The sequence below is a fragment of the Limnohabitans sp. DM1 genome (assembly GCF_001269385.1).
Lineage (GTDB): Bacteria > Pseudomonadota > Gammaproteobacteria > Burkholderiales > Burkholderiaceae_C > Limnohabitans_A.
The window spans coordinates 13654-39437 of record NZ_CXOO01000032.1; the positions used below are offsets into that span (position 1 = coordinate 13654).

A 25784-nucleotide genomic window follows, 5' to 3' on the forward strand; every position below is an offset into this window, starting at 1 on the left:
TTCACCAGGGAATGCTTTGACCCTGGTGGTCCACAAACTGCGCGCGCCCTGTGGGCTGCAGGGCGTCGAGCACCGCCAGCAAACGCTGCGCCGAATCTTCAGGGCGCATGGCATCACTGCCCACAAAGGGCTGGCTGAGCGCCGACTGCACCGTGCCCGGCTGCAAGGCGGCCACCACCGCCAGCGGCCTGCGGCGGGACAACTCAATCGTTGCCGTTTGCAGCAGCATGTTCAGCGCCGCCTTGGCCGCACGGTAGCCATACCAGCCGCCTTTGCGGTTGTCTTCGATGCTGCCCACCCGGGCCGACAACTTGCCCCAAATGACGCGCTGACCCGATGCCAGCAGAGGCACAAAATGTTTGAGCAACAGGCCCGGCCCCACGGCGTTGAGGTGCAGCGCCGCCAGCAAATGCGCCGCGTCCAGTTCGTCCAGCCGTTTTTCAGGACCGCGCCCGTTCACCGTGAGTGCGCCCGTGGCGTCCAGCACCAAATGGAACGGCCCCTGAGCAGCCAGCACCTGCGCACAGTGGGCAATGCTGGCTTCGTTCAATAAATCCAGCCCCGGCGCGCTTTGGCGTGACACCCCCAGCGCCAAGGCGCAGCGAGGATCGTTTTGCAGCTGTTGGAGCAAGGCGCTGCCGATGGCACCACTCGCGCCCATCACCAAGGCGCGGTAGCCCTCGGGCAACGAATGCATCATGCCCGGGCCTTGCTCGGGTTAGCACCTGGTGGCTTGAGGTCGTAGGCACAGCGAAAGCCGAGGTAGACCACATAAACGTGAGCGGGTTTGAAGGCCTGAACGTCGGCCTTCATGTTGAACGCACCGTACCACCACGATCCCCCCACGGTGCGCCTTTGGCCGCCCTGCTCATCGGTGGTCCACTCCCACACGTTAGCCCCCATGTCATACAAGCCGTTCACGCCTTGGCGCGTCGCGCCCGCAGGTGCTGCGCGTGGCCAGGGGTCTGGGTCGCTGGTGTTCGCGCCTTGCGGGCTGTCACCCGTGCTCCAGGGATAAGTTTTGCCCTTCACCCAAGGCGCAGGGGGGTTGTCGCGCAACTCGGTGAACCCCGCCTTTTGCCATTCCGCGCCGGTGGGCAATCGCCCCCCTGCCCATCGGCAGTAAGCCTGGGCCTCGGCAAAATCCAGGTGCACAGCAGGCAAATCAGCAGGAGCTGGAACGCCGTCCGGCTGGCGCCAAGACCAGCCGGGGCGGCGTACCCATCCGCCCACATACTCAAAACCACCGCCCTCTTTTTCGGCACGGGTCACGGTGCCCGTGGCGCGCACGTAGCGCTCAAACTGGCCGATGGTGACTTCGGTACGGTCAATGGCCCAGTCGCCGAACGCCACCTTGTCGGCAAGCTTTTCGGCCATGGGCTTGCCAGTTTGGGCCTGCGCAACGGGCCCACTGAGCAAGGCCACCCAGCCCAGACCAACCGGCACCAAGGCCGAAACAGATCGCAGCTTCATCACACCATCTCCTCACCCGCCCAGCGCCGCACCCACTTTTGCAGGCGCGGGCGCAGCGGCAAAAACAAACGGTAAGCCCCCTCAAATACCCAAGACATGGGCGGCCAGGCCGACAACCATCCCAGCCAACGCCAGCCCGGAAAAAGCCGCCACATCTGCGAAAACGCCGCCGCACCGCTGAACAAGCGCCCCTCGCGGTCGCGCACATGGAAACGCGCCATGGCCTGCGCACAGCTGAGCGAGCCCAACTCGGCCCCTGTGCTCACATCCACCCAGTCCACACTCGCCGCCTGGGGCAAGCGGCGGTAGATCGCAATTTCGCGTCGGCACATGGGACAAGAGCCATCGAAGTAAACCGTCAAGCGGTGCAGTGTGCTCATGCAGCCAAGTCCCCACGGGCCAACAAGCGGCCCTGCCGGTCCACCACAAAGCCCTCACCCAGCCCTGGGTAGGCCCCGGTCAAGCCGGTCATGATGACCTGGTGCGTGACCCACACCTCGGTGCGGCCGGCGGGCAGCGCCTGCAAGCGCTCGCGCAAAGCCTGTTGTTGAGCTGCCGGATCGCCCTGCCCGGCAAAGGTGCTGTTGAGCGCGGGCCAATCCTCGTAAGCGCCAAAAGCCAGCCGCGCCGTGTCTTGGCAGCGGCACCACTGGCTGCTGCGCACCGCGTCGGGCTTGAAGTTTTGTGCTTGCAACCAAGCCCCCAAGGCCCTTGAAGCTTGTCGCCCCTCCTCGCTCAGGTTTCGTTGGGTGCGGCACTGGCCGATCACAAAACCCGGCGGATCGCCCAAGCCCGCTTCGGTGGCGGCGTGGCGGATCAGCAGCACACCGCCGCTTTGCCGCCAAACGGCCAACAACTGCGCCCGTGTCGCGCTCTGTGCGGACTGCGCCCCAGCCAAGACAGGCACGCCGGCCAGCCAAGGCGTGACCACGGTTGCCCCCAAACGGGTCAAGGCCGAGCGGCGCGACACACCAGACGGCGCGCGAGCGGTGGGCGTCATACCGCGCGCCTCAAGACACTTCGCCCGAGGCGATGCGGCGCAACGCCTGCTCGAACACCTCGACCGGCTGGCCACCCGAGATCAAATGCTTGTCGTTGATGATGACCGCAGGCACCGAGCGGATGCCCGCCTGGGTGTAGAACTGCTGGCGCTCGCGCACTTCGGCCGTGTGGGCATCGCTTTGCAGCACCGCACGGGCGCCCGCCACATCCAGCCCGGCAGCGGCCACGCCCGCGAGCAAAACTTCAGCGTCTTCTACGCATTCGGCGCGGCCCTGGTATGACTCCAAAAAGGCTTTTTTGAGTTGGTGCTGCGCCCCAGTACCCTGGCCCTCAGCCCAGTGCAGCAAGCGGTGCGCGTTGAAGGTGTTGTACACCCGGCCGCGCCCACCCGGGTGAAACTCAAAACCCACCTCGGCCCCGCGTGCGGCAATGGTTTGGCGAATTTGCGCCTGCTGCTCGGGCGTGGAGCCATATTTTTCGGTCAGGTGCTCGCCCAGGTCCTGCCCGCCAGGGGGCATGTGCGGGTTCAGCTCAAAGGGCTGAAAGTGCAGGTCGGCCTGCACCACGCCGCCCAGGCGCTCCAGGGCTTTTTCCAGAGCGCCCAGGCCCACGGCGCACCAGGGGCAGGCGATGTCAGAGACGAAATCGATTTTCAAAGCGGTCATGTTCGGCTTTCAGGGCGTCATTCAAAGCGCTTGGGCTGAGGCCCCAGCGCGGGTTTGTCAAAACCATCGCGTCCACCCGACTGGTAATTGGGCAACGGTCATTTGGACAGGATATTGCCGCAAATCACCGACAATCGCAGATCCGGCACCCAATGCCCATGATCCATCGAGCGATAGAGACCCCCCATGAACATCCTTGTCCTGCACGGCATCAACCTGAACATGTTCGGCAAACGCGACCCGGCCCAGTACGGCACGACCACGCTGGACGAGATCAACACCCAACTGAGCGCTCTGGGCCAGACCCTGGGCGCACAAGTCGAGTGCTTTCAGACCAACTTTGAAGGTGAAATGGCCGAGCGCATCCACCGCGCCCACGCCGATAGCGTGCAGGCCGTGGTCATCAACGCAGGGGCCTGGACGCACTACAGCTACGGCATCCGCGACGCGCTGGCCATCCTCAAGTGCCCCATCATCGAGGTGCACATGTCCAACATCCACGCCCGCGAGGCGTTTCGCCACCACTCGGTGATCGCCGACATTGCCAAAGGCCAGATTGCCGGTTTTGGTGTGGACAGCTACCTGCTGGGCCTGCGCGCCGCGGTCTCGGCCATCCAAGGCTGATCGAGGCCGACGTTCAGCTTGATCCGCCAGCGCAAGGGGTCAAGCACCTCGTCTTCATGAACCAACGCAGCCAGTCATCCGTTTGCTGAAAGTGCCTTGAGCAAGGCCGCAGTGAAGGGCCCATCTGCTTCGTACTGCACCCAGTGCCCTGCCCTCTGCACCACCTGCCAGTGGCCCCAATGGCGTGCCATGTGGGGCATGGCAGCAGCCAACTCCGACAAGCGCCCACGGTACAGGGCGTCGTGCTCGCCAAAAATCGCGCTCACCCGTGCGGACAACTGCGGCAAAGTCCGCGCCACGATGTCGGTCGATGACAACCGCCTGCGCGGCATGCGGTCGCGCTGCACATTGGCCGCGTGCAGGTGCAAGGCCAACCCGTCCAAGGCCTCGGGGGCGTGCAGCATGAGGGCCATGAGGTTGTGGCGGTGCACCGCCTCTTGCGCTTCGGGCGTGGCCAAATGCCGCCAGCCTTTGAGCGGGATGCGATCGGGCACCGTCAGGCCCATGCCGGGCGCGCCCACCAGCACCAATTGCTTGGCGTCTTGGGGGTGCGCGGCCAACCACAAGGCCCCGGCCATGCCCCCAAAAGAAAAACCCGCCACGCACACCGGTCCGGCGCACAGCCCAGCGGCTTGCAATTGCTGCAGGCCCGAATGCAAGTGCGGGGGCAAGTCGTCCACATCGGTGCAGCCCTCTGGCAAGTCCGAGTCGCCAAAACCCGGCAAGTCGGGCACCAGCACGCGCCAGCCCGCATCGCGCAGGGGGGCAATGCAGCGCAGCCAATGTGTCCAGCTGCCACTGCCGCCATGCAGCAAGACCAGTGTTGGTGCAGCGACATGCCCCCACGCATGCCAGACCATGCGGGCCGATGCCCAAGAGGTCTCGTGGCGCTCGGCCCTGGCCAAAGCGACGGCGAGATCGGACGGCAAAAAATCAGGCAAAACAGCAATGGACATAAGGCGGGAGGGCGTCAAAAAAAGTAGACGGTGGTTGAACAACAGGGTTGGAGCCAAGCACTCGGCCATGTCAACAAGCTGGCCGCTGACGGCTTCGCCGAATCAGCCGGGCACCTGTGGCTTGGGGTGTTGCAAACGCCAGACCTTCCATGCCGCGGCAGTGGCCACGGCGCTGGTGGCGATGCTGGCCACAAACACGCTTTGCAGGCCCCAGCGCTCACTGAGCAAACCGCCCAGCAAAGCCCCGATCACCCCCGGAAAGCCATAGGCCACCACGGTGTACAGCGCCTGCCCGCGTCCGCGCAAGCGGCCCGGAAAATGGTGCGAAACCATGGCGATGCAGACCGTGTGGTGTGTGGCAAAGGTGATGGCATGCAGCGTTTGCGCCAAAAGCAAAATCCACAGCACGTCGGCCCAGGCGGCCGTCATGCCCATGCGCAGCAGCATCACCGCCGAGCAGGCGACCAGCCAGCCGGTCAAGGGCACGCGCGGCAGCCAACGCGACTGGGTGAAAAACCAGACCACTTCCACCGCCACCGACAGCGCCCACAGCACGCCGATCATGGTTTTGCTGTAACCCAAAGAATCCAGGTAAAGCGAGAAGAAAACGTAGATGCCAATGTGCGAAAGCACATGGAAAAACGTGGACGCAAAAAACCACTGCACCGGTTTTTGCCGCAGCACGGGCATGACCGACACATGCTCGCGCACCTGGTGCGCCGCCTCCTTGATGTCGGGCATCCACCACACGCTCAGCAGCACGGCAGCCAGGCTGAACACCGTCCAGCCCGGGAAATGCTTCATGCCAAAGGCTTCGAACCAGGCCCCGGCCACAAACACCGTGACCAGAAAACCCATGGACCCCCACAGCCGCACCCGGCCATAACGCTTGGTGTCAAATGCGCCGTTTTGGCTGACCAGGTGCGCCATGGCCGCTTCGCTCATGGGCATCATGGCGCTGGTGTGGGTGAACATCAGCAGCAACACCAGGCCCAAACCCACAGGGCCCCAGTCCCAAAACAGCAGGCAAGCCGTGGCAAATGCCACCCCCGCCCCGATGCGCAGCAGCTTGACCCGCTCACCCGTGCGGTCGCTGATGGCCCCCCAGGCATAAGGTGAAAACAAACGCGTGGTGGCCTGCACGGCCGTGAGCATGCTGATGGTGAGCAGACTCAGGCCCATGTCCTGCAGCCACAGCGGCAGGTAGGGGTTGAAAAATCCGATGTGCGCGAAGTAACTGGCCGACAACGCGGCAAAAGGCATGAGCTGACGGCGTGGCGTCATGCCTTAAGGCTTGGCGGCAGCAATGGGCGGCAAATCGTGCGCCACATCGCCGCATTGGGCGCGGTGCTGCAAGGCGTGTTCCATGACCACCAAGGCCAGCATGGCCTCGGCAATCGGGGTGGCGCGGATGCCCACACAAGGGTCGTGGCGGCCTTTGGTGATGACCTCGGTGGGCTGGCCTGCTGAATCAATCGAATCGCGGGCGATCAGGATCGAACTGGTGGGCTTGATGGCGATCGACACCTCGATGTCTTGCCCGGTGCTGATGCCGCCGAGCACACCGCCCGCGTTGTTGCCCACAAAGCCTTGAGGCGTGAGCGCGTCGCCAGCGCTGCTGCCCTTTTGCGTGACGCAGCCAAAGCCCGCGCCAATTTCCACGCCCTTGACGGCATTGATGCCCATCATGGCGTAGGCGATGTCGGCGTCGATCTTGTCAAACAGCGGCTGGCCCAGGCCCACGGGCACGCCTCGGGCCACCACGCGCAATCGCGCACCACACGAGTCGCCCGACTTGCGCAGCGCGTTCATGTAGTCCTCCAGCGCCGACACATCGGCCACGGGGGCAAAAAACGGGTTGTTCGGCACATGGTCCCAGCTCTCAAAGGCAATCGGCACGTCACCGATTTGGGTCATGCAGCCGACAAAGGTGGTGCCGAATTTTTCCTTCAGCCACTTCTTGGCTACGGCACCTGCCGCGACCATGGGGGCGGTCAGGCGGGCCGACGAGCGGCCGCCGCCCCGTGGGTCACGCAGGCCGTATTTGCGCCAATAGGTGTAATCGGCATGGCCCGGGCGGAAGGTCTGCAGGATGTCGCCGTAGTCCTTGCTGCGCTGGTCGGTGTTGTTGATCAGCAGGCAAATCGGGGTGCCGGTCGTCAGTCCTTGGTAGACGCCCGAGAGGATTTGTACCGCGTCGGGCTCGTTGCGCTGGGTGACGAATTTGCTGGTGCCCGGACGGCGTCGGTCCAGGTCGGGCTGGATGTCGGCCTCGGAAAGCGGCATGCCCGGGGGGCAGCCGTCAATCACGCAGCCAATGGCCGGGCCGTGGGATTCACCAAAGTTGGTGACCGAGAAAAGTTGTCCGAAGGTATTGCCGCTCATGGGCCGGGATTATCCCAGAGCGGCGCCGCCTACAATTCGCACCCATGACTGACAACACCTCCACCGAGAGCCATAAGCCTTCAGGCATCCCCGCCGATGTGCCTTTTTTGCGCACCGTCAAAAGCTATGTGCTGCGCGCTGGCCGCACCACCATTGGCCAAGCCAAGGCCTATGAACTGTATGGCCCGGCCAATTTGCTCACCTACACGCCCGGGGCTTTCAACGCCGCCGCCGCCTTTGGCCGCACAGCGCCGCTGATACTGGAAATCGGCTTTGGCATGGGCGAGGCCACGGCGCACATCGCCAAAGTGCGGCCCGATGACAACTTTTTGTGCTGCGAAGTACACGAGGCGGGTGTCGGCGCCCTGCTCAAACGCATCGGCGAGCAGGACATCCACAACATCCGCATCCTGCGTCATGACGCTGTGGAAGTCATCGACCACATGCTGCCCGAGCAAAGTCTGGACGGTGTGCACATCTACTTTCCTGACCCCTGGCACAAAACCAAGCACCACAAACGCCGCCTGATCCAGGCCGAATTGGTCAACAAGTTGTCCAAGCGGCTCAAGGTGGGCGGCTACCTGCATTGCGCCACCGACTGGCAGCCCTATGCCGAGCAGATGATGGACGTCATCAGCGCCGAAAAACTGCTGCACAACACGGGCGATGCCGCGCAAGGCGGTTACGCACCTAAGCCCGATTACCGGCCTTTGACCAAGTTTGAAAACCGGGGCCTGAAGCTGGGCCACGGCGTGTGGGATCTGGTGTTTCGCCGGGTCTGAGCTGTGCCGCCATGGCCCGCCCCGCACGCCATGCCCAACTGCCCACCCGCGACGGGGTGAGCGCCAGTTGCGTGGCCTTGCCTGTTGGTGCTTGGCCCACGGTGCTGGATTTTCTGAGTGAGCGTATGGGCAGCGTGACGCGCGCCCATTGGGCCGAACGCATGCGCCAGGGCCTCGTGCTCGCCTCACAAGGCCATGCCCTCCCCCCCGAGCAAGCATTTTTGCCCGGCCAACGCATCTACTACTACCGCCACCTGGACAACGAGCCGCAGCTGCCGGTGCAAGCGCGCATCGTGTTTGAAGACGAACACCTGCTGGTGGCCGACAAACCACACTTCATGCCCGTGACCCCGACGGGCCGCTACGTGCAGCAAAGCCTGCTGGTGCAACTCAAGCGCATGACTGGCTTCACCGACCTGACCCCGGTCCATCGCATTGACCGGGAAACCGCCGGTCTGGTGCTGCTGAGCAAACGCCCGCAAGACCGCGACGCCTACCAGGCCCTGTTCAGAAACCGGCAAGTCCACAAACACTACTTGGCGGTGGCGCCCTGGCGAGCCGATCTGGTGCAGCCGCGCGCGCACACCAGCCGCCTGGCCGAAGACAGCGTGTTTTTCAAAATGCGCGAAGTGCCGGGCGAGCCCAACAGCGAAACCCGCCTGCAGATGCTGCGCACCGAAGGTGAGCGCGCGCTTTATCAACTGGAGCCCGTCACCGGCAAACGCCACCAGCTGCGGGTGCACATGCTCTCGCTGGGCGCCCCGATTGAAGGCGATCAGTTTTATCCCGAAGTCTTGCGCGGCCCCGATGAGGCCGAAGACTTCAGCAATCCCCTGCAATTGCTGGCTGCGCGCATCGCCTTCAAAGACCCCGTCACGGGGCAGGAACGCTCATTCACCAGCGCTATGTCTTTGAACCTGTGACCTGAGCAGCAGCTGCTGTAGATGCGCCAGCGCTATATGCGCAGACGAACGCACCACCGCCGGGTCCACCTTGGCGCGCTGCAGCACAAATAAACCCAGCAGCAGCGTGGCCAGAAACTGGCCTTCTTGCACGGTATTGACCTCCGGGCGAATGACCCCGTCTTCACGGGCGTTGCTCAGGGCCTTGCTCAATGCCGCGCTGATGCGCGCCACATGCGCGTGCACAAACACCTGGCTGCCTGAGTCCTCGGCACCGCGCTCGGTGGCGCAATTGCACATGAAGCAGCCCAGCTCCGAGCCCGGCTCTCCGGCCGCTGCGGCAAAGCCCGCCAACATCGCCTCGATCTGCGGTAAACCGGCATCTTCGGACTCCAGCGCCCGGAAATGCTGATCCACCACCTCCTGCGCATACAGCTGGAGCGCGGCCTCATACAGATTTTGCTTGTTGCCGAACTCTGCATACAGGCTGAAACGGTTCACCCCCATGGACTCCACCAGAGTCTGCGTGGAGGTGCCATGGAAACCATCGCGCCAAAAAAGATCCATGGCCTTTCTGGCGATGTCCGAGCGTTCATACTTTTTGCTACGTCCCATCTTTTTCCCCGAGTTCTTTGTGATTATAATTTCTAACCAATCAGTTAGAAATAAGGATTTTTCTCATGCACAACTTCAAACAACGTTATGGCTCCTGGGCCTTGGTCACAGGCGGCACCTCGGGCATTGGCGCCGCGTTGGTCCAGCAACTGGCTCAAGAAGGCCTGAACATCGTGATGGTGGCCCGAAACGCCAGCCAGCTCAACACCCAGGCCGAAAAGCTGCGCCAGCAAACCGGCGTGCAGGTGCGGACCATCTCGGCAGACCTGACAAGGCCCGATGGCCTGGAACGCGTGCTGGAAGCAACACAAGACCTGGCCATTGACATGCTGGTGCCCTGCGCAGCCATCGAAACCATTGGTCTGTTTGTGGAATCGTCCCAGGACCGCCACCAGGGGATGGTGCACATGAACGTGATCGCCCCCATGACACTGGCACGCCACTTTGGTGCGGGCATGGCCCAGCGCGGACGTGGGGCGATCTTGTTTGTCTCCAGCCTCTCGGGCTGGATGCCGCAACCCTTCATGGCCCAATACGGGGCCACCAAGTCCTACGTCATGGGTCTGGCCGCAGGTCTGCACTTCGAAATGAAAGGCCTGGGGGTGGATGTGTCGGTGCTCTCGCCCGGCCCCACCGACACGCCCATGGCAGCGGCCACAGGCATTGACTTTGCGTCCATGGGCATGAGCATCATGCGCCCCGAAGAGGTGGCCGCCTGCGGACTGGCCGCCCTGGGCCGCAAGCTGGACGCCGTGCCCGGCCCGCGCAACAAAATGATGGCCTTCATGATGAGCCGCCTGATGTCACGCGGCTTGGCGGGCACCATGTTCAAAATGATGATGGGGCGAGCCCTTAAGCGCTGAGAGCACTCTCTGCTTATTGGGCACATGTCGGACTCTGCGAGTGCCGACCTGCAGGCCAATGCATCGGTTAGGACAGTGGTCGCAGACGACGACAGTGGGTTTATTGATCGAGTTTGAGGCCATTCAGCCAGGCTCGGGCTTCTGGCCCATTCCAGTTCAGCGCACCCTGGATGCGCCAGCGGGCCTGGCCGTCTGCCCCGATCAGCACCGTGGTCGGAAAAACTCGAACACCCCACTGCCGGGCTATCTCGCCTGATTTATCGAGCACCACAGGCAAACGGATGCGATTGCCAAAGACAAAAGTGGTCACTTTGGACGCAGACTCCTTGACGTCAACCGTGATGACCACCGGGTTGCCACCACTGGCGTCGCTCAAGGCCTGCAAGGACGGCAGCTCTTGCTTGCAAGGGCCGCACCAGGTGGCCCAAAAGTTCAGCACCACCAACTTGCCTTTGAGATCGGCCGTGTTCCACGTCTGCTCGTTCAAATCCGTCATCTGAATGACGGGAGAAGGCAAGGATGCGGGCCAGGCCGATTTCTCATACTGAGCCTGGGCAGCACTGGCCACCAAGGCCAGAACTACGCCCATCACCGCACCCTCCCATAGCTGGCAAGTCATCAAAATCGCGCCTCGACAGATGTTGAGCACCGCCAAAGACTCAAACCCGCTCGGTCACCCAAGCCTGCACACTGGCCATCGCAGCGGGCAAGCCTGCAGGGTTGGTGCCACCGGCCATGGCCATGTCGGGCTTGCCGCCGCCCTTGCCGCCCACTTGGCCCGCCACAAAGCTGGCCAACTCGCCCGCCTTGACTTTGCCTGTGGTGTCGGCGGTCACGCCCGCAGCAATCTGCACCTTCTCACCGTCCACAGCCGTGAGCACGATCACGGCGGTTTTCATCTTGTCCTTGAGCTTGTCCATGGTGTCGCGCAAGGTTTTGGCATCCGCACCTTCCAGTTGGGCCACCAAGAGCTTGATGCCCTTGACGTCAATGGCTTGCGTCATCAGCTCGTCGCCTTGGGCCGAAGCCAGCTTGCCTTTGGCGGCAGCCAGTTCTTTTTCCAGGGCCTTGACCTGATCGAGTACCTGCGCAATGCGGTTGTTCAGCTCCGCAGGCTGGGCCTTGAGCGTGCCAGCAGCTTGGGTCACGGTGTCTTCGAGCGACTGCAAATAAGCCAGCGCATTCACCCCGGTCACGGCTTCGACGCGGCGCACGCCAGCGGCCACGCCGCCCTCGCCCACGATCTTGAACAGGCCAATGTCGCCCGTGGCTTTGACGTGGGTGCCGCCGCACAACTCGCGGCTGGAGCCAATGTCCAAAACACGCACGGTCTCGCCGTACTTCTCACCAAACAGCATCATCGCGCCAGTCTTCTGGGCGCTTTCGATGTCCATCACACGCGCTTGAGCAGCGGCGTTCGCCAAAATTTCAGCGTTCACACGCGCTTCGATCTCGCGGATCTCGGCGTCGGTCACGGGCGCATTGTGCGCAAAGTCAAAACGGGTGCGCTCGGCGTTGACCAAACTGCCCTTTTGCTGCACATGGCTGCCCAGCACTTCGCGCAGGGCTTTGTGCATCAAGTGGGTGGCGGAATGGTTGCGCACGGTGGCGGCGCGCACAGCCAGGTCCACATGCGCCTGCACCGCGTCGCCGACCTTCAGTCTGCCGGACTTGATTTCGCCATGGTGGCCAAACACATCGGCTTTGATCTTGAGCGTGTCGGCCACGTTGAACTGGCCGCCCGCGTTGTGGATCATGCCTTGGTCGCCCACCTGACCGCCGGATTCGGCATAAAACGGGGTCGTGTCCAGAACCACCACGCCAGCCTGGCCAGCTTTGAGCTCGGTCACGGCGTTGCCGTCGGCATACAAGGCCAACACTTTGGCGTTGGCCGTCAGGTCGTCGTAGCCCACAAAGTCGTTGCCCTCGCCCGAATAGTCGAGTGCCTTGTCCATCTTGAACTTGCCCGCCGCACGGGCTTGGGATTTTTGCTTTTCCATGGCGGCGGCGAAACCCGCTTCGTCCACAGACAAGCCACGTTCGCGGCACACGTCGGCCGACAGGTCGAGCGGGAAGCCATAGGTGTCGTGCAACTTGAAAGCCACTTCGCCGGGCAAGACCTTCACGCCGCCTTCGAGGGCCGCGTCCAGAATTTGCATGCCGCTTTGCAGGGTCTCAAAGAAACGCTCTTCTTCCACACGCAAGATGTCTGCAATGCGATCGGCCTGATCGGCCATGTTGGGGTAAGCCGCGCCCATGAGCTGGACCAAGTCGGGCACCAGCTTGTGGAAGAACGGGGTCTTCTGACCCAGCAAATAACCGTGGCGAATCGCACGGCGCACGATGCGGCGCTGCACATAGCCACGGCCTTCGTTGCTCGGCACGACGCCGTCGCTCACCAAGAACGCGGTGGCGCGGATGTGGTCGGCGATCACGCGCAGCGACTTGTTGTTCAGGTCGGTGCAGCCGGTCTCGCGCGATGCGGCCTTGATCAGCGCGTCAAAAATGTCGATTTCGTAGTTGCTGTGAACGTGCTGCAAGATGGCCGCCAGGCGCTCCAGGCCCATGCCCGTGTCCACGCAAGGCGCAGGCAGCGGCGTGACCGAGCCGTCTTCGTGCATGTTGAACTGCATGAACACGTTGTTCCAGATTTCGATGAAGCGGTCGCCGTCTTCATCGGGGCTGCCGGGTGGGCCGCCGGGAATGTGCGGGCCGTGGTCGTAGAAGATTTCGGAGCAAGGGCCGCACGGGCCGGTGTCGGCCATCATCCAGAAGTTGTCTGACTTGTAGCGGCCCCCCTTGTTGTCGCCAATGCGGATGATGCGGGTTTCAGCCTGGATGCGCTCAGGCGTCCAGCCGGCTTTGACAAAAATGCCTTCCCAGATGCCATAGGCCTCGTCGTCTTCCATGTAGACGGTGGCATACAACTTGTCGGCGGGCAGTTTGTAGACCTGGGTCAGCAGCTCCCATGCCCACTCCAGCGATTCGCGCTTGAAATAGTCGCCAAACGACCAGTTGCCCAGCATCTCGAAGAATGTGTGGTGGCGGGCGGTGTAGCCCACGTTTTCCAGGTCGTTGTGTTTGCCACCGGCACGCAGGCAGGCCTGCACAGAGGCGGCACGCACATAACTGCGCTTGTCCGAGCCCAAAAACACGTCCTTGAACTGGACCATGCCCGAGTTGGTGAACATCAGGGTCGGGTCATTGCCCGGCACCAGGGGGCTGGATGCCACCACGGTGTGCCCTTTGGACTCAAAAAAGTCCAAAAAGGTCTTGCGGATGTCGGCGACGGAAAAAAGGGCTTGACTCATGGAATACCAGCAGGGGTGATTTACAAATATGCGATCGTCGATTATAGGATTGGGGGGGGGTGACTTCATTCAAGCCCCTTACGCCCAAGCTGACAAGGTGCCCGATCGTCATGACACTTGCTGAGACATCTTTTGTGAATCCGGACAAGGCACAATCGGCTATTGCCAAAATCACCCGCAACGCACGCCTTGTGGCGGTGGAGGCCCCCTGTCAGCGGCCCCTCACACCCATGTTGGTGTGCTCCTTGGTGAATTACCGCACGCCTTGAATGCCATGACCGGCCACCGTCCCCTCCAAAGTTGGACGAACGGCGGTCAGAAAATGGCTCAATGGTTCTGGTCGGACGGCGCCTTTTCGCCACGCCAAACCCACATGCAAGGGTGGCAGAGGTCTGGCCAAGGGCCTAGCCTCAATGCGATCTCCCTCCAGTGACCACGGCCGGTAAAGCATATCGGGCAACACCGAACAACCCGCCCCCGTCGCCACCAAGCTGCGAACAGCCTCCACCGAAGATGTACGAATCAGCACATTGGGGTCTCCACCAGCAGTATTCCACTGAGCCGTAGCCACATCACCCAGTTCATCGACTTGCAGCAACACCAAAGATTGGCGCACTAAATCGATCGCCTCAATTTTTTCTTCCCCAGCAAGTTTGTGGTTCACCGGGCACCACACGCGCCAGCCTGATTGAAGAATGGTTTCCGTCTCCAGTGCTCGGTGGTTCTGAAGCTGTGAAACCACAATCAATGCCACATCCAGTTCACCACTGACCAACAGGTGCTCCAGATAATCGCGCCGATCTTCCGTGATTTGCACCGTGATGCGAGGAAATACACGTCGAAAACGGTCGAGCAGAAACGGCAAGTAATACCCCACCATCAAGCTGGTAACGCCAATGTTGAGGTGACCGGTGACCGCATGGGGACGCGAAGCCAGGGCATCTCGCGCATTGCGCATGGCGACTTCGATTTGGTGAGCATGTCGCAAGAACTGGTGGCCCGCATGGGTCAACGACATACCGCGAGCTCGACGCTCAAACAACAAAGTACCCAAATCGGCCTCGATCTGAGCAATGGCCTGTGAAACCACCGACTGGGACACCCCCAAGTCCTGGATAGCAGCTGAAATCGACCCCGACTCTGCAACGGCTATGAAATAACGAATGCTTTTAAAAGAAGTACTCATTTCGAAAATTAAGCTATCTGTTTGGCGAAATATAGGGTTAAACCCTGATCAAGACCCCCTTCGCATATAGGGTAAACCATTGGTTATTAAGGATTACCGCTCAAGCTATCTGTTTTACCGATAGATTGTATTGGCTTGTACCCGTGGCAACCTTCATTTGGCCTTTTTAAGATACAGACTCCTTACAACCCTTGGAGAGTCCCCATGTCGCACGCACGAACCGCCATCGTCGCTCTGTCAGCCCTTTTCTCTGCAGCGAGCTTCGCTGCACCACCCACCGCCATTGGCAAGGGGGAAGGACAACTCAACATCATTGCGTGGGCCGGCTACATCGAACGCGGTGCAACCGTCAAGGCCTACGACTGGACGACCAGTTTTGAAAACGAGTCCGGTTGCAAGGTCAATGTGAAAACAGCCGCCACGTCTGACGAAATGGTTGCCTTGATGAAGGCCGGAGGTTATGACTTGGTCACCGCTTCGGGCGATGCCAGCGGCCGCCTGATCGCCGCCAACTTGGTCCAAGAAGTCAATATTGGCCTGGTGCCCAGCTACAAGAATATCGACCCACGCCTGCAAAAAGCGGCATGGCACACCCGAGATGGCAAACATTACGGTGTCCCTTACCAATCCGGCCCCAATGTGTTGATGTACAACACCGACACCTTTAAAACTGCACCCACCTCATGGTCTGTGGTCTTTGAAGAACAAAACCTGCCCGACGGCAAATCCAACAAGGGGCGGGTCCAAGCATTTGATGGCCCCATCTACATCGCCGATGCCGCGCTCTATTTGATGAGCAAAAACCCATCACTGGGTATCAAAGACCCCTACGAACTCAATGAAAAACAATACGCTGCAGTCTTGGAGTTGCTGCGGGCACAAAAAAAGCTGACCCACCGTTACTGGCATGACGCCACGGTACAAATGAACGACTTCAAAAACGAAGGTGTGGTTGCCTCCGGTTCTTGGGGTTTCATGGTCAATAGCCTGAAAGGCGAGAAAAAACCCATCGCCTCCGTGATCCCCAAGGAAGGCGCCACAGGCTGGGCCGATACCACCATGCTGCACAGCAAGGCCAAAAACGTGAACTGCGCCTACAAATGGATGGAGCACCAGCTCAGCGACAAGCTGCAAGCGCCATTGGCCGAATGGTTTGGCACCGTGCCAGTCACGCCTGGCGCATGCAAGGCCAAGGCACCGGGGGGCAGCGACTTTTGCAAAGTCAATGGCTTTGACGACCTGAACAAGATCAAGTTCTGGAAAACACCCGAATCCAAATGCACAACGCAAGGAACCTGCGTGCCTTACTCCCGTTGGGCACTGGACTACATCGCCATCATGGGCGGTCGTTGATCAATCCATCACAAGGTGTTTATGCCAGTCGCTATCGAGTTTGAGCAAGTTTGTCGTCAATACGGCGAGGTCAAAGCACTAGACCGCGTCAGCTTCAGCGTCAGGGAGGGGGAGTTTTTCTCCATGCTGGGCCCTTCGGGGTCCGGCAAAACGACTTCGCTGCGGCTCATGGCGGGCTTTGAACAGCCCAGCAGCGGACACTTGCGTCTGATGGGGCGAGAAGCGGCGGGCACGGCACCTTATGACCGGGATGTGAACACGGTCTTTCAAGACTACGCTTTGTTCCCACACATGAACGTGCTGGACAACGTTGCGTATGGATTGATGGTGCGCAAGGTGCCCAAGGCCCAGCGCTTGGCTCAGGCGCGTGAGGCCTTGGCCATGGTGGCATTGCCCGACCATGGCGCACGGACACCGGCCCAACTCTCTGGCGGACAGCGCCAGCGGGTTGCGCTGGCCCGTGCCTTGGTCAATCGGCCCCGGATCTTGCTGCTCGACGAGCCGCTGGGTGCACTGGATTTGAAATTGCGCGAGCAAATGCAAGTGGAGCTCAAGGCCTTGCACCGCAAACTCGGCATCACCTTTGTGTACGTGACCCATGACCAAAGTGAGGCCTTGTCCATGTCGGACCGCATCGCGGTTTTCAACAAGGGGCAGATCGAACAAATCGCCTCACCACGCGACCTGTACCACCGACCGAAAACCCGTTTTGTGGCGGACTTTGTGGGCAGCGCCAACGTGATCGGCGAAGAGCTCGCGTACAGCCTGAATGGCCATCGCCAGGCATTTGCCGTTCGACAAGAAAAAATGGCGGTGATCCCCGCTGGCACTGCCGCTGCAAACGGTTGTTTTCAAGTGGAGGGAGAGCTGTTGTCGATCCAGTTTCTGGGGGCGTCACAACGCCTGGAAGTTCGGGTCGCGAACCAGACGCTGATCGCTTTGCAGCCCGAAAGTGAAATGGCCAACGCCATGGCCTCATCGACCCATGCAGGCCAGCGAATCACGCTGCAATGGTCAGCTCAAGACATGGTGATGCTCGATGCCTGATGTCGCCGTTTCATACGCGCCCAAAGCGCCCACGTTGAGCCGACGCCTATCCAATGTGCTCTACCCAAGACGCTCACTCACGCTTTTTTTAATCCTCTTGCCGCCTCTGCTGTGGTTTGGCGTGGTTTATGTGGGCTCTTTGCTGACGCTGCTGAGCCAAAGTGTGTTCACCTTCGACGAAATGGCCATGTCGGTCACGACCGAACTCACCAGCGACAACTTCACGAGTTTGCTCAACCCCGCCAATTACGACATCGTGATTCGCACGGTGCTGATGGCCGTGGCCGTGACCCTGGCCTGTGTGCTCATTGGGTTTCCGATGGCTTACTACATGGCACACCACGCCGGGCGGGGCGAGAAAGCTCTGTTTTTTGTAGGTGTGATGCTACCCATGTGGGCCAGCTACATCGTCAAAGCCTACGCTTGGACACTCTTGTTGGCCCAGGGTGGCGTGATTTATGGGCTACTGCGCCAACTCGGCCTGCTGCCGGTGCTGGAGGGCATTTTGCAACTCCCGGTGATTGGCGGGGACACCTTGGCCACCTCCAACCTGGGTCGATTTTTGGTGTTCACCTACATTTGGCTGCCCTTCATGGTTTTGCCCATTCAAGCCGCCATCGAGCGGGTGCCTGCCAACTTGCTTCTGGCTTCGGCGGACTTGGGCGCTCGCCCCTTCAAAACATTCACCACGGTGCTGTGGCCACTGGCTTTTCCGGGTGTGGTGGCGGGTTCGATTTTCACGTTTTCGCTCACCTTGGGTGACTACATCATCCCGCAATTGATAGGGCCTTCTGGCCTGTACATCGGCAACATGGTCTACACCCTGCAAGGCACGATCGGCAACATTCCCCTGGCTGCGGCTTTCACGTGTGTGCCCATCGTGCTGATCACTTTGTACTTGGCGCTGGCACGCCGACTGGGGGCTTTCAATGCGCTCTAAATTCTTCCTTCGCTTGGCCGCCTATGGCGCACTGGCATTCTTGCACCTGCCGTTGCTGTTCATTGCGCTCAGTGCATTCTTCGACAACACGACGGGTCAAGCATGGTCGCTCGATAACTTTTCGCTGCGCTGGTTCGCACAAGTCATGGAACGCACCGACATCCGAGACGCCATCGGCCTGTCGCTTTCTGTGGCCACGGTGGCCACACTCATCGCCGTCGTGCTGGGCACCTTGAGTGCCGCCGCATTGAACCGCGATCGTTTCTTCGGGAAAAATGCATTCACCACCCTCTTGATCATGCCGATTGCCCTGCCCGGCATCGTCACCGGCATTGCGCTCTTGTCGGCCTTCAAGCTGATGGACTTGACGCCGGGCTTTTGGACCATTGCCATCGGTCACGCCACGTTTTGCGTGGTGATCGTTCACAACAACGTGGTCGCTCGCTTGCGCCGCCTTCCCAATCGTCTGTGGGAGGCGTCCATGGACCTGGGTGCTGACACCCTCACCACCTTGCGCTACGTGATTTTTCCGCAGTTAAAAACCGCGCTTCTCGCGGGCGGCATTTTGGCCTTTGCACTGTCCGTGGACGAGCTCATCGTGACCACCTTCACGGCCGGAGCCGATCAAACCTTGCCGATCTGGCTGCTCAACCAATTGGGGCGGCCTCGGGACACGGCCATCACCAACGTGGTTGCCTTGATCGTCATGCTGCTCACCATGCCCCTGATCGTGCTGGCTTGGCGTCTGTCCCAAGAGGGTGACGTCAACGCCAGTGACCGATGAATTCGCCATTCCCCCACATCTTTAACACCTCACTACCATGGCCATACAACGCTTCCCCACCCAATTGCTGATCAACGGCACCACCGTCAACGGTGAAGGCCGAGCCGAGCCCATCCTCAACCCCTCAACAGGCGACGTGCTCTGCGAGGTCCGAGAAGCCAGTGCCGACCAATTGCGTCAGGCCGTGGATGCAGCGCAAGCGGCCTTTCCTGCTTGGTCAGCGCTGAGTCCCAAAGACCGAAGCGCCTACCTGCTAACCATCGCTGACACCATTGAAGCCCACGGCGACGAATTGGCATCGTTGGAATCCCTGAACTGCGGCAAACCCCTCAGCGCTGCACGCAACGACGAGATACCGGCCATTGCGGATGTCTACCGATTTTTTGCCGGCGCCATACGCAACATGATGGGCGCGCTGGCCGGGGAATACTTGCCGGGCCACACCAGCATGATTCGACGCGACCCCTTGGGCGTTGTTGCCTCGATTGCCCCATGGAATTACCCATTGATGATGGCCGCTTGGAAGCTCGGACCCGCCATCGCCATGGGCAACACGGTCGTGCTCAAACCCTCTGAAATGACGCCGCTCACCACACTGCGCTTTGGTGAGTTGCTGGCAAACATACTGCCACCCGGCGTGGTCAACATCGTTTGCGGCAGGGGCGATTCTGTGGGTGCCCCCTTGATCCGGGATCCCCGCATCCGGATGGCATCGCTCACCGGCGACGTGTCTACGGGCAGCAAAATCATCGAAGCCGCGGCACGAGGCATCAAGCGCACCCACCTCGAGCTGGGTGGCAAGGCCCCCGTGATCGTTTTGGACGATGCGGACATTGCCAGTGTGGTCGAAGGCGTTCGCACCTTCGGTTATTACAACGCGGGGCAGGACTGCACCGCCGCGTGTCGCATCTACGCAGGCGAGAAAATTTACGAACGCTTGGTGGCCGATCTGAGCAGTGCCGTGTCCTCCATCAAGGTGGGGACCCAACAGGAACCCGGCGTGGAAATGGGACCGCTCATTTCGGCTCGCCAACGTGACCGCGTGGCCAGTTTTGTTGACCGGGCCAGTCAGCTCCCACACGTTGAAATCACCGCTGGCGGGAGCACCAGCAACAGCAAGGGATTTTTCTACAAGCCCACGGTTGTGGCCGGCGCCCTTCAAGACGATGAGATCGTGCGCAGCGAGGTCTTTGGCCCGGTGGTGTCGGTGACACGCATCAAGGATGCAGAACAAGCCATCAGCTTTGCCAACGATTCTGAATACGGCCTGGCCAGCTCGGTGTGGACTCAAGATATGGGCGTGGCCATGAAGATCGCCTCGCGCCTGCAGTACGGTTGCACCTGGGTCAACACCCACTTCATGCTGGTCTCTGAAATGCCGCATGGCGGGGTCAAACACTCAGGCTACGGCAAAGACATGTCCGTTTACGCACTGGAAGATTACAGCTGTGCTCGCCACATCATGGTCAAACACGCCCTCTGATTCGCCATTTTTGAAGAAATTGACCATGACAACAAACCTAAGCGTATCCAACGCCTCCCTCATGACCCGCCGCCGCAATGCCATTCCCCGCGGTGTTGGGCAGAGCCACGAAGTTTTCATCTCCAAGGGCGTCAACGCCGAGGTATGGGATGTTGAGGGCCGGCGCTACATCGACTTTGCAGGCGGCATAGCGGTACTCAATACCGGACACCGCCACCCGGACATCATGGCCGCAGTCCAAAAACAGATGGACCAATACACCCACACTTGCTTCCAGGTGCTTGCCTATGAGCCCTACGTTGAGCTGGCCGAACGCATCAATGCTCTGGCACCGGGAGACTTCGACAAGAAAACTTTTTTCCTGAGCACGGGTGCAGAGGCTGTGGAAAACGCCATCAAAATCGCCCGCGCTTACACCCAGCGATCCGGGGTCATTGCGTTCACCAGTGGCTACCACGGTCGCACGTTGTTCACCCTGGGGTTGACCGGCAAAGTGGCTCCCTACAAGACAGGCTTTGGCCCCTTTCCAGGAGAGATATTTCATGCAAAGTTTCCCAATGCATTACATGGTGTGAGCGTGGATGAAGCGATGGCCTCGGTCGAAACCATTTTCAAAAACGACATTGAAGCGAGCCGAGTCGCCGCCATCATTGTGGAGCCCGTGCAGGGCGAAGGTGGATTCAACGTCGCGCCGCAGGATTTTCTTCAACGCCTGCGTGCTTTATGCAATCAACATGGCATTTTGTTGATCGCTGATGAAATTCAGACAGGCGCCGGTCGGACGGGCACATGGTTCGCCATTGAACAAAGTGGCGTAGCGCCAGACCTCATCACCATGGCGAAGTCCATGGCTGGCGGATTTCCTATTTCTGCCGTTGTAGGGCGCGCCGAAGTCATGGATGCACCGGGTCCGGGGGGGCTGGGGGGCACATACGCAGGCAGTCCACTGGGATGTGCGGCAGCTCTGGCAGTGTTGCAGGTCTTTGAAAAAGAAAAACTGTTGGAACGCAGTCAAGCTTTGGGCGCCCGCATCACCAGCCGCTTGCAAGAACTGGCTGCCAAACAAATGGCGATTGCCGATGTGCGTGGGCTGGGTGCCATGGTTGCCATAGAGATTTGCAAAAATAAAGACGCGAACCAACCCGACCCTGAGCTGACCAAGCGTCTTTGCGCCCAAGCGACGAAATTGGGCCTCATACTCCTGTCATGCGGTACGTATGGCAACGTCGTGCGCATTCTGGTTCCACTGACCGCCAGTGACGCCATCGTAGATGAGGGCTTGGACATACTGGAAAACGCCTTTGCCGCTGTGGTGGAATCTTGATATTTATAATCTTTTACGATTCAGAGCCAGCTTTAAACATTGACTATTGGAAGCCACCATGAACAGCCCCCTCGCCCTGCTGAACGACCCGACTTTGCTCAAGACCGACGCCCTGATCAATGGGCAATGGGTCGGTGGCAGCCAGCGCTTTGACGTGACCGACCCGGCCACGGGCGGGCATTTGGCCAGCGTGGCCAACCTGGGTGCGGCCGAGGCCGAAGCCGCCATCAGCGCCGCCAACGCCGCCTGGGGCCCCTGGAAAACCAAAACCGCCAAAGAGCGCAGCATCATTTTGCGCAAATGGTTTGACTTGCTGATCGCCAACACCGAAGACCTGGCCCGGCTCATGACCGCAGAAAACGGCAAGCCCATTGCCGAGTCGCGTGGCGAAGTGGCCTATGGCGCGAGTTTTGTGGAGTGGTTTGCCGAAGAAGCCAAACGCGTGAACGGCGAAACCCTGCCCCAGTTCGACAACAACCGCCGCCTGTTGGTGCTCAAGCAGCCCATCGGTGTGTGCGCGGCCATCACGCCCTGGAACTTCCCGCTGGCCATGATCACCCGCAAAGTGGCCCCGGCACTGGCTGCCGGTTGCCCCGTGGTCATCAAACCCGCCGAGCAAACACCCTTGACAGCCTTGGCCGCTGCCGAGTTGGCCATTCGCGCCGGCATCCCGGCCGGGGTGCTCAACATCATCACCGCCGACGGCCCGCAAAGCATCGCCATTGGCATGGTGTTGTGCGCCTCTGATGTGGTGCGCCACATCAGCTTCACCGGCTCCACCGAAGTGGGCCGCATCCTGATGGCGCAGTCAGCCCCCACCGTCAAGAAGATGTCGCTGGAGCTCGGCGGTAACGCGCCCTTCATCGTCTTTGAAGACGCTGACATCGACAGCGCCGTCGAAGGCGCTTTTGCCAGCAAATACCGCAACGCGGGCCAGACCTGCGTGTGCTCCAACCGCTTTTACGTGCAGGAGTCGGTGTACGAAGAGTTCGCCACCAAGTTCGCCGCGAAGGTCAAAACCGCCAAAGTGGGCAACGGCTTTGCTGACGGCGTGAACCAAGGCCCGCTGATCGAGCCCTCGGCCCTCGACAAGGTGGAGCGCCATGTGAAAGACGCCATCGCCAAGGGCGGGCGCGTGCTGACAGGCGGCAAGCGCCTGGACGGACAATTCTTCGAACCCACCGTGATCGCCGACGCCCGCGCCGACATGGTCTGCGCCAAGGAAGAAACCTTTGGCCCCTTTGCGCCCATCTTCAAGTTCACGACCGAGCAAGAAGCGATTGACGCGGCCAACAACACCGAATTCGGCCTGGCCAGCTACTTCTACAGCCGCGATGTCGGCCGCATCTTCCGCGTGAGCGAAGCACTGGAGTACGGCATGGTCGGCATCAACGTAGGCATCTTGGCCACCGAGCATGTGCCTTTTGGTGGCGTCAAGCAGTCGGGCCTGGGCCGCGAAGGCTCGCACCACGGCATGGACGACTATGTGGAGATCAAATACCTCTGCGTGGGCGATATCCTGAAGTGATCCGTTGGCCAAATTTCAATGCCAGGGCATTGCTCATGGCGAAGTTGACGCAGAGTCAGTGACTGTTAAAAAACGAGTGGGTGACTTGAATTCAAAATCTTGCAGCAAGGCGCTGTGGACCCAAGCCACCGAATCCGCCCAAGCCGGCTCGGCCCTGACACTCCACTCGACAAAGGGTGCCAAATAAGGCTTGTCAGCCCACAGCGCTGGGCTAGCCACAAGCCTATAAGCAGGGGATGCCGTCCAGACGTTGCCAGGCCACCAACTCAAAACCATGCACAACACGGTCAATGAGGGAAGCAGCCAAAACTTGCAGCGCTCGAGCATCTCCTCTTGTCGGGCAACCATCAGCACCAAGGCGACTAGACCCGCAAAAAACTGACATAAATTGAGCAAGCCAAACAGCAGCGAAGCGCCCAGCACCACCGGCGTCATCACCGTTTTGCGATAAGCCGCTGACAACTGCTGCGACGTGAATTGGGGCGAGAAAAAGCCACTCAACAATTGCGCTGCGCCAGAACTTGAATCTAAATCGTCGGGCGACAAACCGGCCAAGGAAGAGGCCCATATGGCACTCATCACCGGACGAATGTCGGCCGGGGCGGGGCTGTTCAACAGGATCTCGCCCCGTAAAAGAATGCGCCCATTGAGTGCATCCTGCGTACTGAGCTGCGACTTCAAACTCATCATCATGTCTTGTTGGTCAGCGCTGGACACAATGGTGTCGACCAGCGTCTTTTGAAGATGCCACATGCTGACCAAACCCAATGCGCAACTGAGCACCAGCAGTGCGAGCCTGGACTTGACAAATCTGTCCAGCCAACGCATCAGCAACAAGGCCAAGCCCAAACCAGAAACGATACGGCCCCAGATTTCGATGTCATGCAATTGCACCGCTGTGGTCGTCATTTGCAAATCACCCGCCAACTCCAGCAAACGGTGGTTGAAGGACAACTCCAAAACCGCATAACAGGCCAGCAAAATCAAAAACCAAGGCTGCACATTGAGGGCTTTGCTGGTAAAAATAGTCCGATGCATTGGCTCATTTTATCTTTGCGTCGTTTCGACGATCGCGAGGTTAACGTGGCTAAAGCGATTAGAATTTATGGGGCGCGGGTGTCGTTCAAAGGTAGGACTCTTGCTTCCCAAGCGTGCGACCTGTTGGTCGTCGCGTTCCCGGCCGGACGGTAATTCCGAAATGAAAGACTTTGTCCAGAAATCTGCTTTAGGGCAGTAATCATTCAACTTGCTCTCATCTGAGTAAGGTGGATGTCTGAAACGCGGCTCACAAGCCGTGCTCTAAGTTGTCGCGCCATCGCAAGGTGGAAGAGCGACCCAGTGTTCAGCCACTGGTAAGCCTAGGTGCGGTGCGAGATTGGTAACGATCTCGTGCTGAGCGCACTAACAATGTAGCCACCCTTATGGGTACACAACTCTCGCGAGAGGGTTGCGTGATACTGGAAGTCGAAATCCGGTTGAGGCGCTAGGCTGGGTCAAAGGGTCAACTCACGTGAACCACTGATAAATGTCGTAAAGCAATGAAGAGCCAAATCGACTGATAGGCTCTGACCAAAACGGTGTATGACCGGATGTTTCCCTGCTTGGTGGGGACACGCTGACAACACGGTCATCGGCAAATAGGTGGGACCCTCCTGACTCGTGCTCAGAGTACGCGGCGCGTGTCAAGGTAGTTGTCGCCTGAGTCATGCAGCTTTGAGCTGAGTATGTTGGTCAGAAATGGCCAGCTTGACCACCTCGTCACGTTCAGGGTTGAGGGTGACCGAGTCAATCAGAGACCAGTCTCGCGTGGCACCTGACCAGCGTGCCGGATGACGAGCCTTCGCTTTGGTGTACACCTCATGGCGAGCGGCCAGGATGGCCTGATCTTGGCCGCTGTGGCGTTGCTCTGGGCTGACGTAGCGAATACCGCTGTGGCGGTGATCGACGTTGTACCAATGCACGAACTCAGCGGCCCAGATGCGCGCTTGTTCTAGCGACTCAAAGCCCTGCACAGGAAACTCTGGGCGGTATTTGGCCGTGCGAAACAGTGCTTCGGAGAATGCGTTGTCGTCGCTGACTCCGGAACGTGTCAATGACTTTGCTACACCTTGCTTCATAAATTTACGGTGCAGGGTTGTTCTGTTTCAGACGGCTTCCTTTGCGCTGGCGGTGAGTTGATCCAGGCCGCTGTGGGCATGGGTTTTAGGCAAGGGCGGACCCCCTTGAATCGGTTGGGTGTGGCATCGAATGCCGCATTCAGCGTTGCTTGCCTGATCTCCCTCATTGCCTGCGCTAGCCCGTAGTGCACGCTGTGGGGTGTCATATGGCCAATTCCTGAGTGGCAGTGCTGCCCGTTGTACCAGGCAAAGAATGTCTGGCAATGCAATCTGGCGTCCTCAATGCTGCCAAAGCGCTCTGGGAAGTCGGGTCGGTATTTCATGGTCTTGAATTGGGATTCCGAGTAGGGGTTGKCATCCGWGGTGTAGGGACGGCTGTGGCYCTTGGCTATGTCAAGGTCCGCCAACAAACTGGCCACCGGGTTGCAGCGCATAGAGCCACCC

The 25784-nt window shown here is 60.1% G+C and carries 25 protein-coding genes and 1 pseudogene; 11 read left to right on the forward strand and 15 right to left on the reverse strand.

Annotation, left to right across the window (positions count from 1 at the left end; translation table 11 throughout):
- Position 1: 1 nt before the first annotated feature.
- The 5 genes from AMM33_RS12935 to AMM33_RS12955 are packed head-to-tail and all read right to left on the reverse strand — an operon-like array spanning position 2 to position 3140.
- The gene (locus AMM33_RS12935) at positions 2–697 is read right to left on the reverse strand and encodes a Rossmann-fold NAD(P)-binding domain-containing protein (protein WP_090141759.1); all 696 of its coding nucleotides are present in this window, start codon (positions 695–697) and stop codon (positions 2–4) included.
- Positions 697–1473 (reverse strand): formylglycine-generating enzyme family protein, encoded by a 777-nt coding sequence (locus tag AMM33_RS12940; RefSeq protein ID WP_090141735.1) that lies wholly within the window; start codon positions 1471–1473, stop codon positions 697–699. The genes AMM33_RS12935 and AMM33_RS12940 overlap by 1 nt, the downstream gene beginning before the upstream one ends.
- Entirely contained in the window at positions 1473–1853 is a 381-nt protein-coding gene (locus AMM33_RS12945; RefSeq protein ID WP_090141736.1) for a thiol-disulfide oxidoreductase DCC family protein, read from the reverse strand. The genes AMM33_RS12940 and AMM33_RS12945 overlap by 1 nt, the downstream gene beginning before the upstream one ends.
- On the reverse strand, positions 1850–2473 hold the full coding sequence (locus tag AMM33_RS12950; protein WP_090141737.1) for a histidine phosphatase family protein: 624 nt from the start codon (positions 2471–2473) through the stop codon (positions 1850–1852). Before AMM33_RS12950 ends, AMM33_RS12945 begins: the two co-directional genes overlap by 4 nt.
- Positions 2474–2483: 10 nt before the next feature.
- Positions 2484–3140, reverse strand: coding sequence for a DsbA family oxidoreductase (locus AMM33_RS12955; protein ID WP_090141738.1), 657 nt, complete (start codon positions 3138–3140; stop codon positions 2484–2486).
- 186 nt (positions 3141–3326) lie between these two features.
- On the opposite strand from AMM33_RS12955, the gene aroQ reads away from it, so the two are divergent.
- The gene (aroQ, locus tag AMM33_RS12960) at positions 3327–3764 is read left to right on the forward strand and encodes a type II 3-dehydroquinate dehydratase (protein ID WP_090141739.1); all 438 of its coding nucleotides are present in this window, start codon (positions 3327–3329) and stop codon (positions 3762–3764) included.
- Positions 3765–3838: 74 nt separating this feature from the next.
- On the opposite strand, the gene AMM33_RS12965 is transcribed toward aroQ, so the two are convergent.
- From AMM33_RS12965 to aroC, 3 genes are all read right to left on the reverse strand, one after another.
- Positions 3839–4720, reverse strand: a complete 882-nt coding sequence (locus tag AMM33_RS12965; RefSeq protein WP_090141740.1) for an alpha/beta fold hydrolase — start codon at positions 4718–4720, stop codon at positions 3839–3841.
- A gap of 102 nt (positions 4721–4822) precedes the next feature.
- Positions 4823–6004 (reverse strand): MFS transporter, encoded by a 1182-nt coding sequence (locus tag AMM33_RS12970; RefSeq protein ID WP_090141741.1) that lies wholly within the window; start codon positions 6002–6004, stop codon positions 4823–4825.
- Positions 6005–6007: 3 nt separating this feature from the next.
- The gene (aroC, locus tag AMM33_RS12975; RefSeq protein WP_090141742.1) at positions 6008–7105 is read right to left on the reverse strand and encodes a chorismate synthase; all 1098 of its coding nucleotides are present in this window, start codon (positions 7103–7105) and stop codon (positions 6008–6010) included.
- 44 nt (positions 7106–7149) lie between these two features.
- Here aroC and trmB point away from each other — a divergent pair, with 44 nt between their 5' ends.
- Entirely contained in the window at positions 7150–7887 is a 738-nt protein-coding gene (gene trmB, locus AMM33_RS12980; protein ID WP_090141743.1) for a tRNA (guanosine(46)-N7)-methyltransferase TrmB, read from the forward strand.
- Between the two features lie 11 nt (positions 7888–7898).
- Positions 7899–8810 carry a pseudouridine synthase gene (locus AMM33_RS12985; protein ID WP_090141744.1) on the forward strand — a complete coding sequence of 304 codons (912 nt, stop codon included), beginning with the start codon at positions 7899–7901 and terminating at the stop codon, positions 8808–8810.
- Here AMM33_RS12985 and AMM33_RS12990 read toward each other — a convergent pair.
- Positions 8778–9356 carry a TetR/AcrR family transcriptional regulator gene (locus AMM33_RS12990; RefSeq protein WP_194945444.1) on the reverse strand — a complete coding sequence of 193 codons (579 nt, stop codon included), beginning with the start codon at positions 9354–9356 and terminating at the stop codon, positions 8778–8780. The genes AMM33_RS12985 and AMM33_RS12990 overlap by 33 nt on opposite strands.
- Positions 9357–9469: 113 nt before the next feature.
- On the opposite strand from AMM33_RS12990, the gene AMM33_RS12995 reads away from it, so the two are divergent.
- On the forward strand, positions 9470–10267 hold the full coding sequence (locus AMM33_RS12995; RefSeq protein ID WP_090141746.1) for an SDR family NAD(P)-dependent oxidoreductase: 798 nt from the start codon (positions 9470–9472) through the stop codon (positions 10265–10267).
- Positions 10268–10367: 100 nt separating this feature from the next.
- Here the strand turns inward: AMM33_RS12995 and AMM33_RS13000 are convergent, their stop codons facing one another.
- The 3 genes from AMM33_RS13000 to AMM33_RS13010 form a co-directional block, all read right to left on the reverse strand.
- The gene (locus AMM33_RS13000; RefSeq protein WP_228768118.1) at positions 10368–10856 is read right to left on the reverse strand and encodes a TlpA family protein disulfide reductase; all 489 of its coding nucleotides are present in this window, start codon (positions 10854–10856) and stop codon (positions 10368–10370) included.
- Between the two features lie 70 nt (positions 10857–10926).
- A complete protein-coding gene (gene alaS, locus AMM33_RS13005) occupies positions 10927–13578 on the reverse strand; it encodes an alanine--tRNA ligase (RefSeq protein ID WP_090141748.1) in 2652 nt (883 codons plus the stop codon).
- 253 nt (positions 13579–13831) lie between these two features.
- A complete protein-coding gene (locus tag AMM33_RS13010; RefSeq protein ID WP_090141749.1) occupies positions 13832–14764 on the reverse strand; it encodes a LysR family transcriptional regulator in 933 nt (310 codons plus the stop codon).
- 204 nt (positions 14765–14968) lie between these two features.
- Between AMM33_RS13010 and AMM33_RS13015 the strand changes: the two genes are divergently transcribed.
- From AMM33_RS13015 to AMM33_RS13045, 7 genes are read left to right on the forward strand one after another with little or no spacing between them, the layout of a single operon-like run.
- Positions 14969–16117: an ABC transporter substrate-binding protein gene (locus tag AMM33_RS13015; protein WP_090141750.1), complete on the forward strand. Its 1149-nt coding sequence runs from the start codon at positions 14969–14971 to the stop codon at positions 16115–16117.
- A 21-nt stretch (positions 16118–16138) separates the two neighbouring features.
- On the forward strand, positions 16139–17164 hold the full coding sequence (locus tag AMM33_RS13020; protein WP_090141751.1) for an ABC transporter ATP-binding protein: 1026 nt from the start codon (positions 16139–16141) through the stop codon (positions 17162–17164).
- A gap of 34 nt (positions 17165–17198) precedes the next feature.
- Positions 17199–18104, forward strand: a complete 906-nt coding sequence (locus AMM33_RS13025; protein ID WP_228768120.1) for an ABC transporter permease — start codon at positions 17199–17201, stop codon at positions 18102–18104.
- On the forward strand, positions 18094–18888 hold the full coding sequence (locus AMM33_RS13030; protein ID WP_090141753.1) for an ABC transporter permease: 795 nt from the start codon (positions 18094–18096) through the stop codon (positions 18886–18888). Before AMM33_RS13025 ends, AMM33_RS13030 begins: the two co-directional genes overlap by 11 nt.
- A 37-nt stretch (positions 18889–18925) precedes the next feature.
- A complete protein-coding gene (locus tag AMM33_RS13035) occupies positions 18926–20371 on the forward strand; it encodes a gamma-aminobutyraldehyde dehydrogenase (RefSeq protein ID WP_090141754.1) in 1446 nt (481 codons plus the stop codon).
- 25 nt (positions 20372–20396) lie between these two features.
- On the forward strand, positions 20397–21695 hold the full coding sequence (gene gabT / locus AMM33_RS13040) for a 4-aminobutyrate--2-oxoglutarate transaminase (protein ID WP_090141755.1): 1299 nt from the start codon (positions 20397–20399) through the stop codon (positions 21693–21695).
- Positions 21696–21753: 58 nt separating this feature from the next.
- Entirely contained in the window at positions 21754–23223 is a 1470-nt protein-coding gene (locus AMM33_RS13045; RefSeq protein ID WP_090141760.1) for an NAD-dependent succinate-semialdehyde dehydrogenase, read from the forward strand.
- Between the two features lie 33 nt (positions 23224–23256).
- Here AMM33_RS13045 and AMM33_RS13050 read toward each other — a convergent pair whose 3' ends face one another.
- The 3 genes and pseudogenes from AMM33_RS13050 to AMM33_RS13060 all read right to left on the reverse strand — a co-directional run.
- Positions 23257–24261 carry a hypothetical protein gene (locus tag AMM33_RS13050; RefSeq protein WP_194945446.1) on the reverse strand — a complete coding sequence of 335 codons (1005 nt, stop codon included), beginning with the start codon at positions 24259–24261 and terminating at the stop codon, positions 23257–23259.
- Between the two features lie 665 nt (positions 24262–24926).
- A pseudogene (locus tag AMM33_RS13055) lies at positions 24927–25331 on the reverse strand (integrase core domain-containing protein); the annotation flags it as partial.
- A 5-nt stretch (positions 25332–25336) separates the two neighbouring features.
- Positions 25337–25784: integrase core domain-containing protein (locus AMM33_RS13060; protein WP_228768121.1), on the reverse strand; the 448-nt coding region annotated here is incomplete at its 5' end.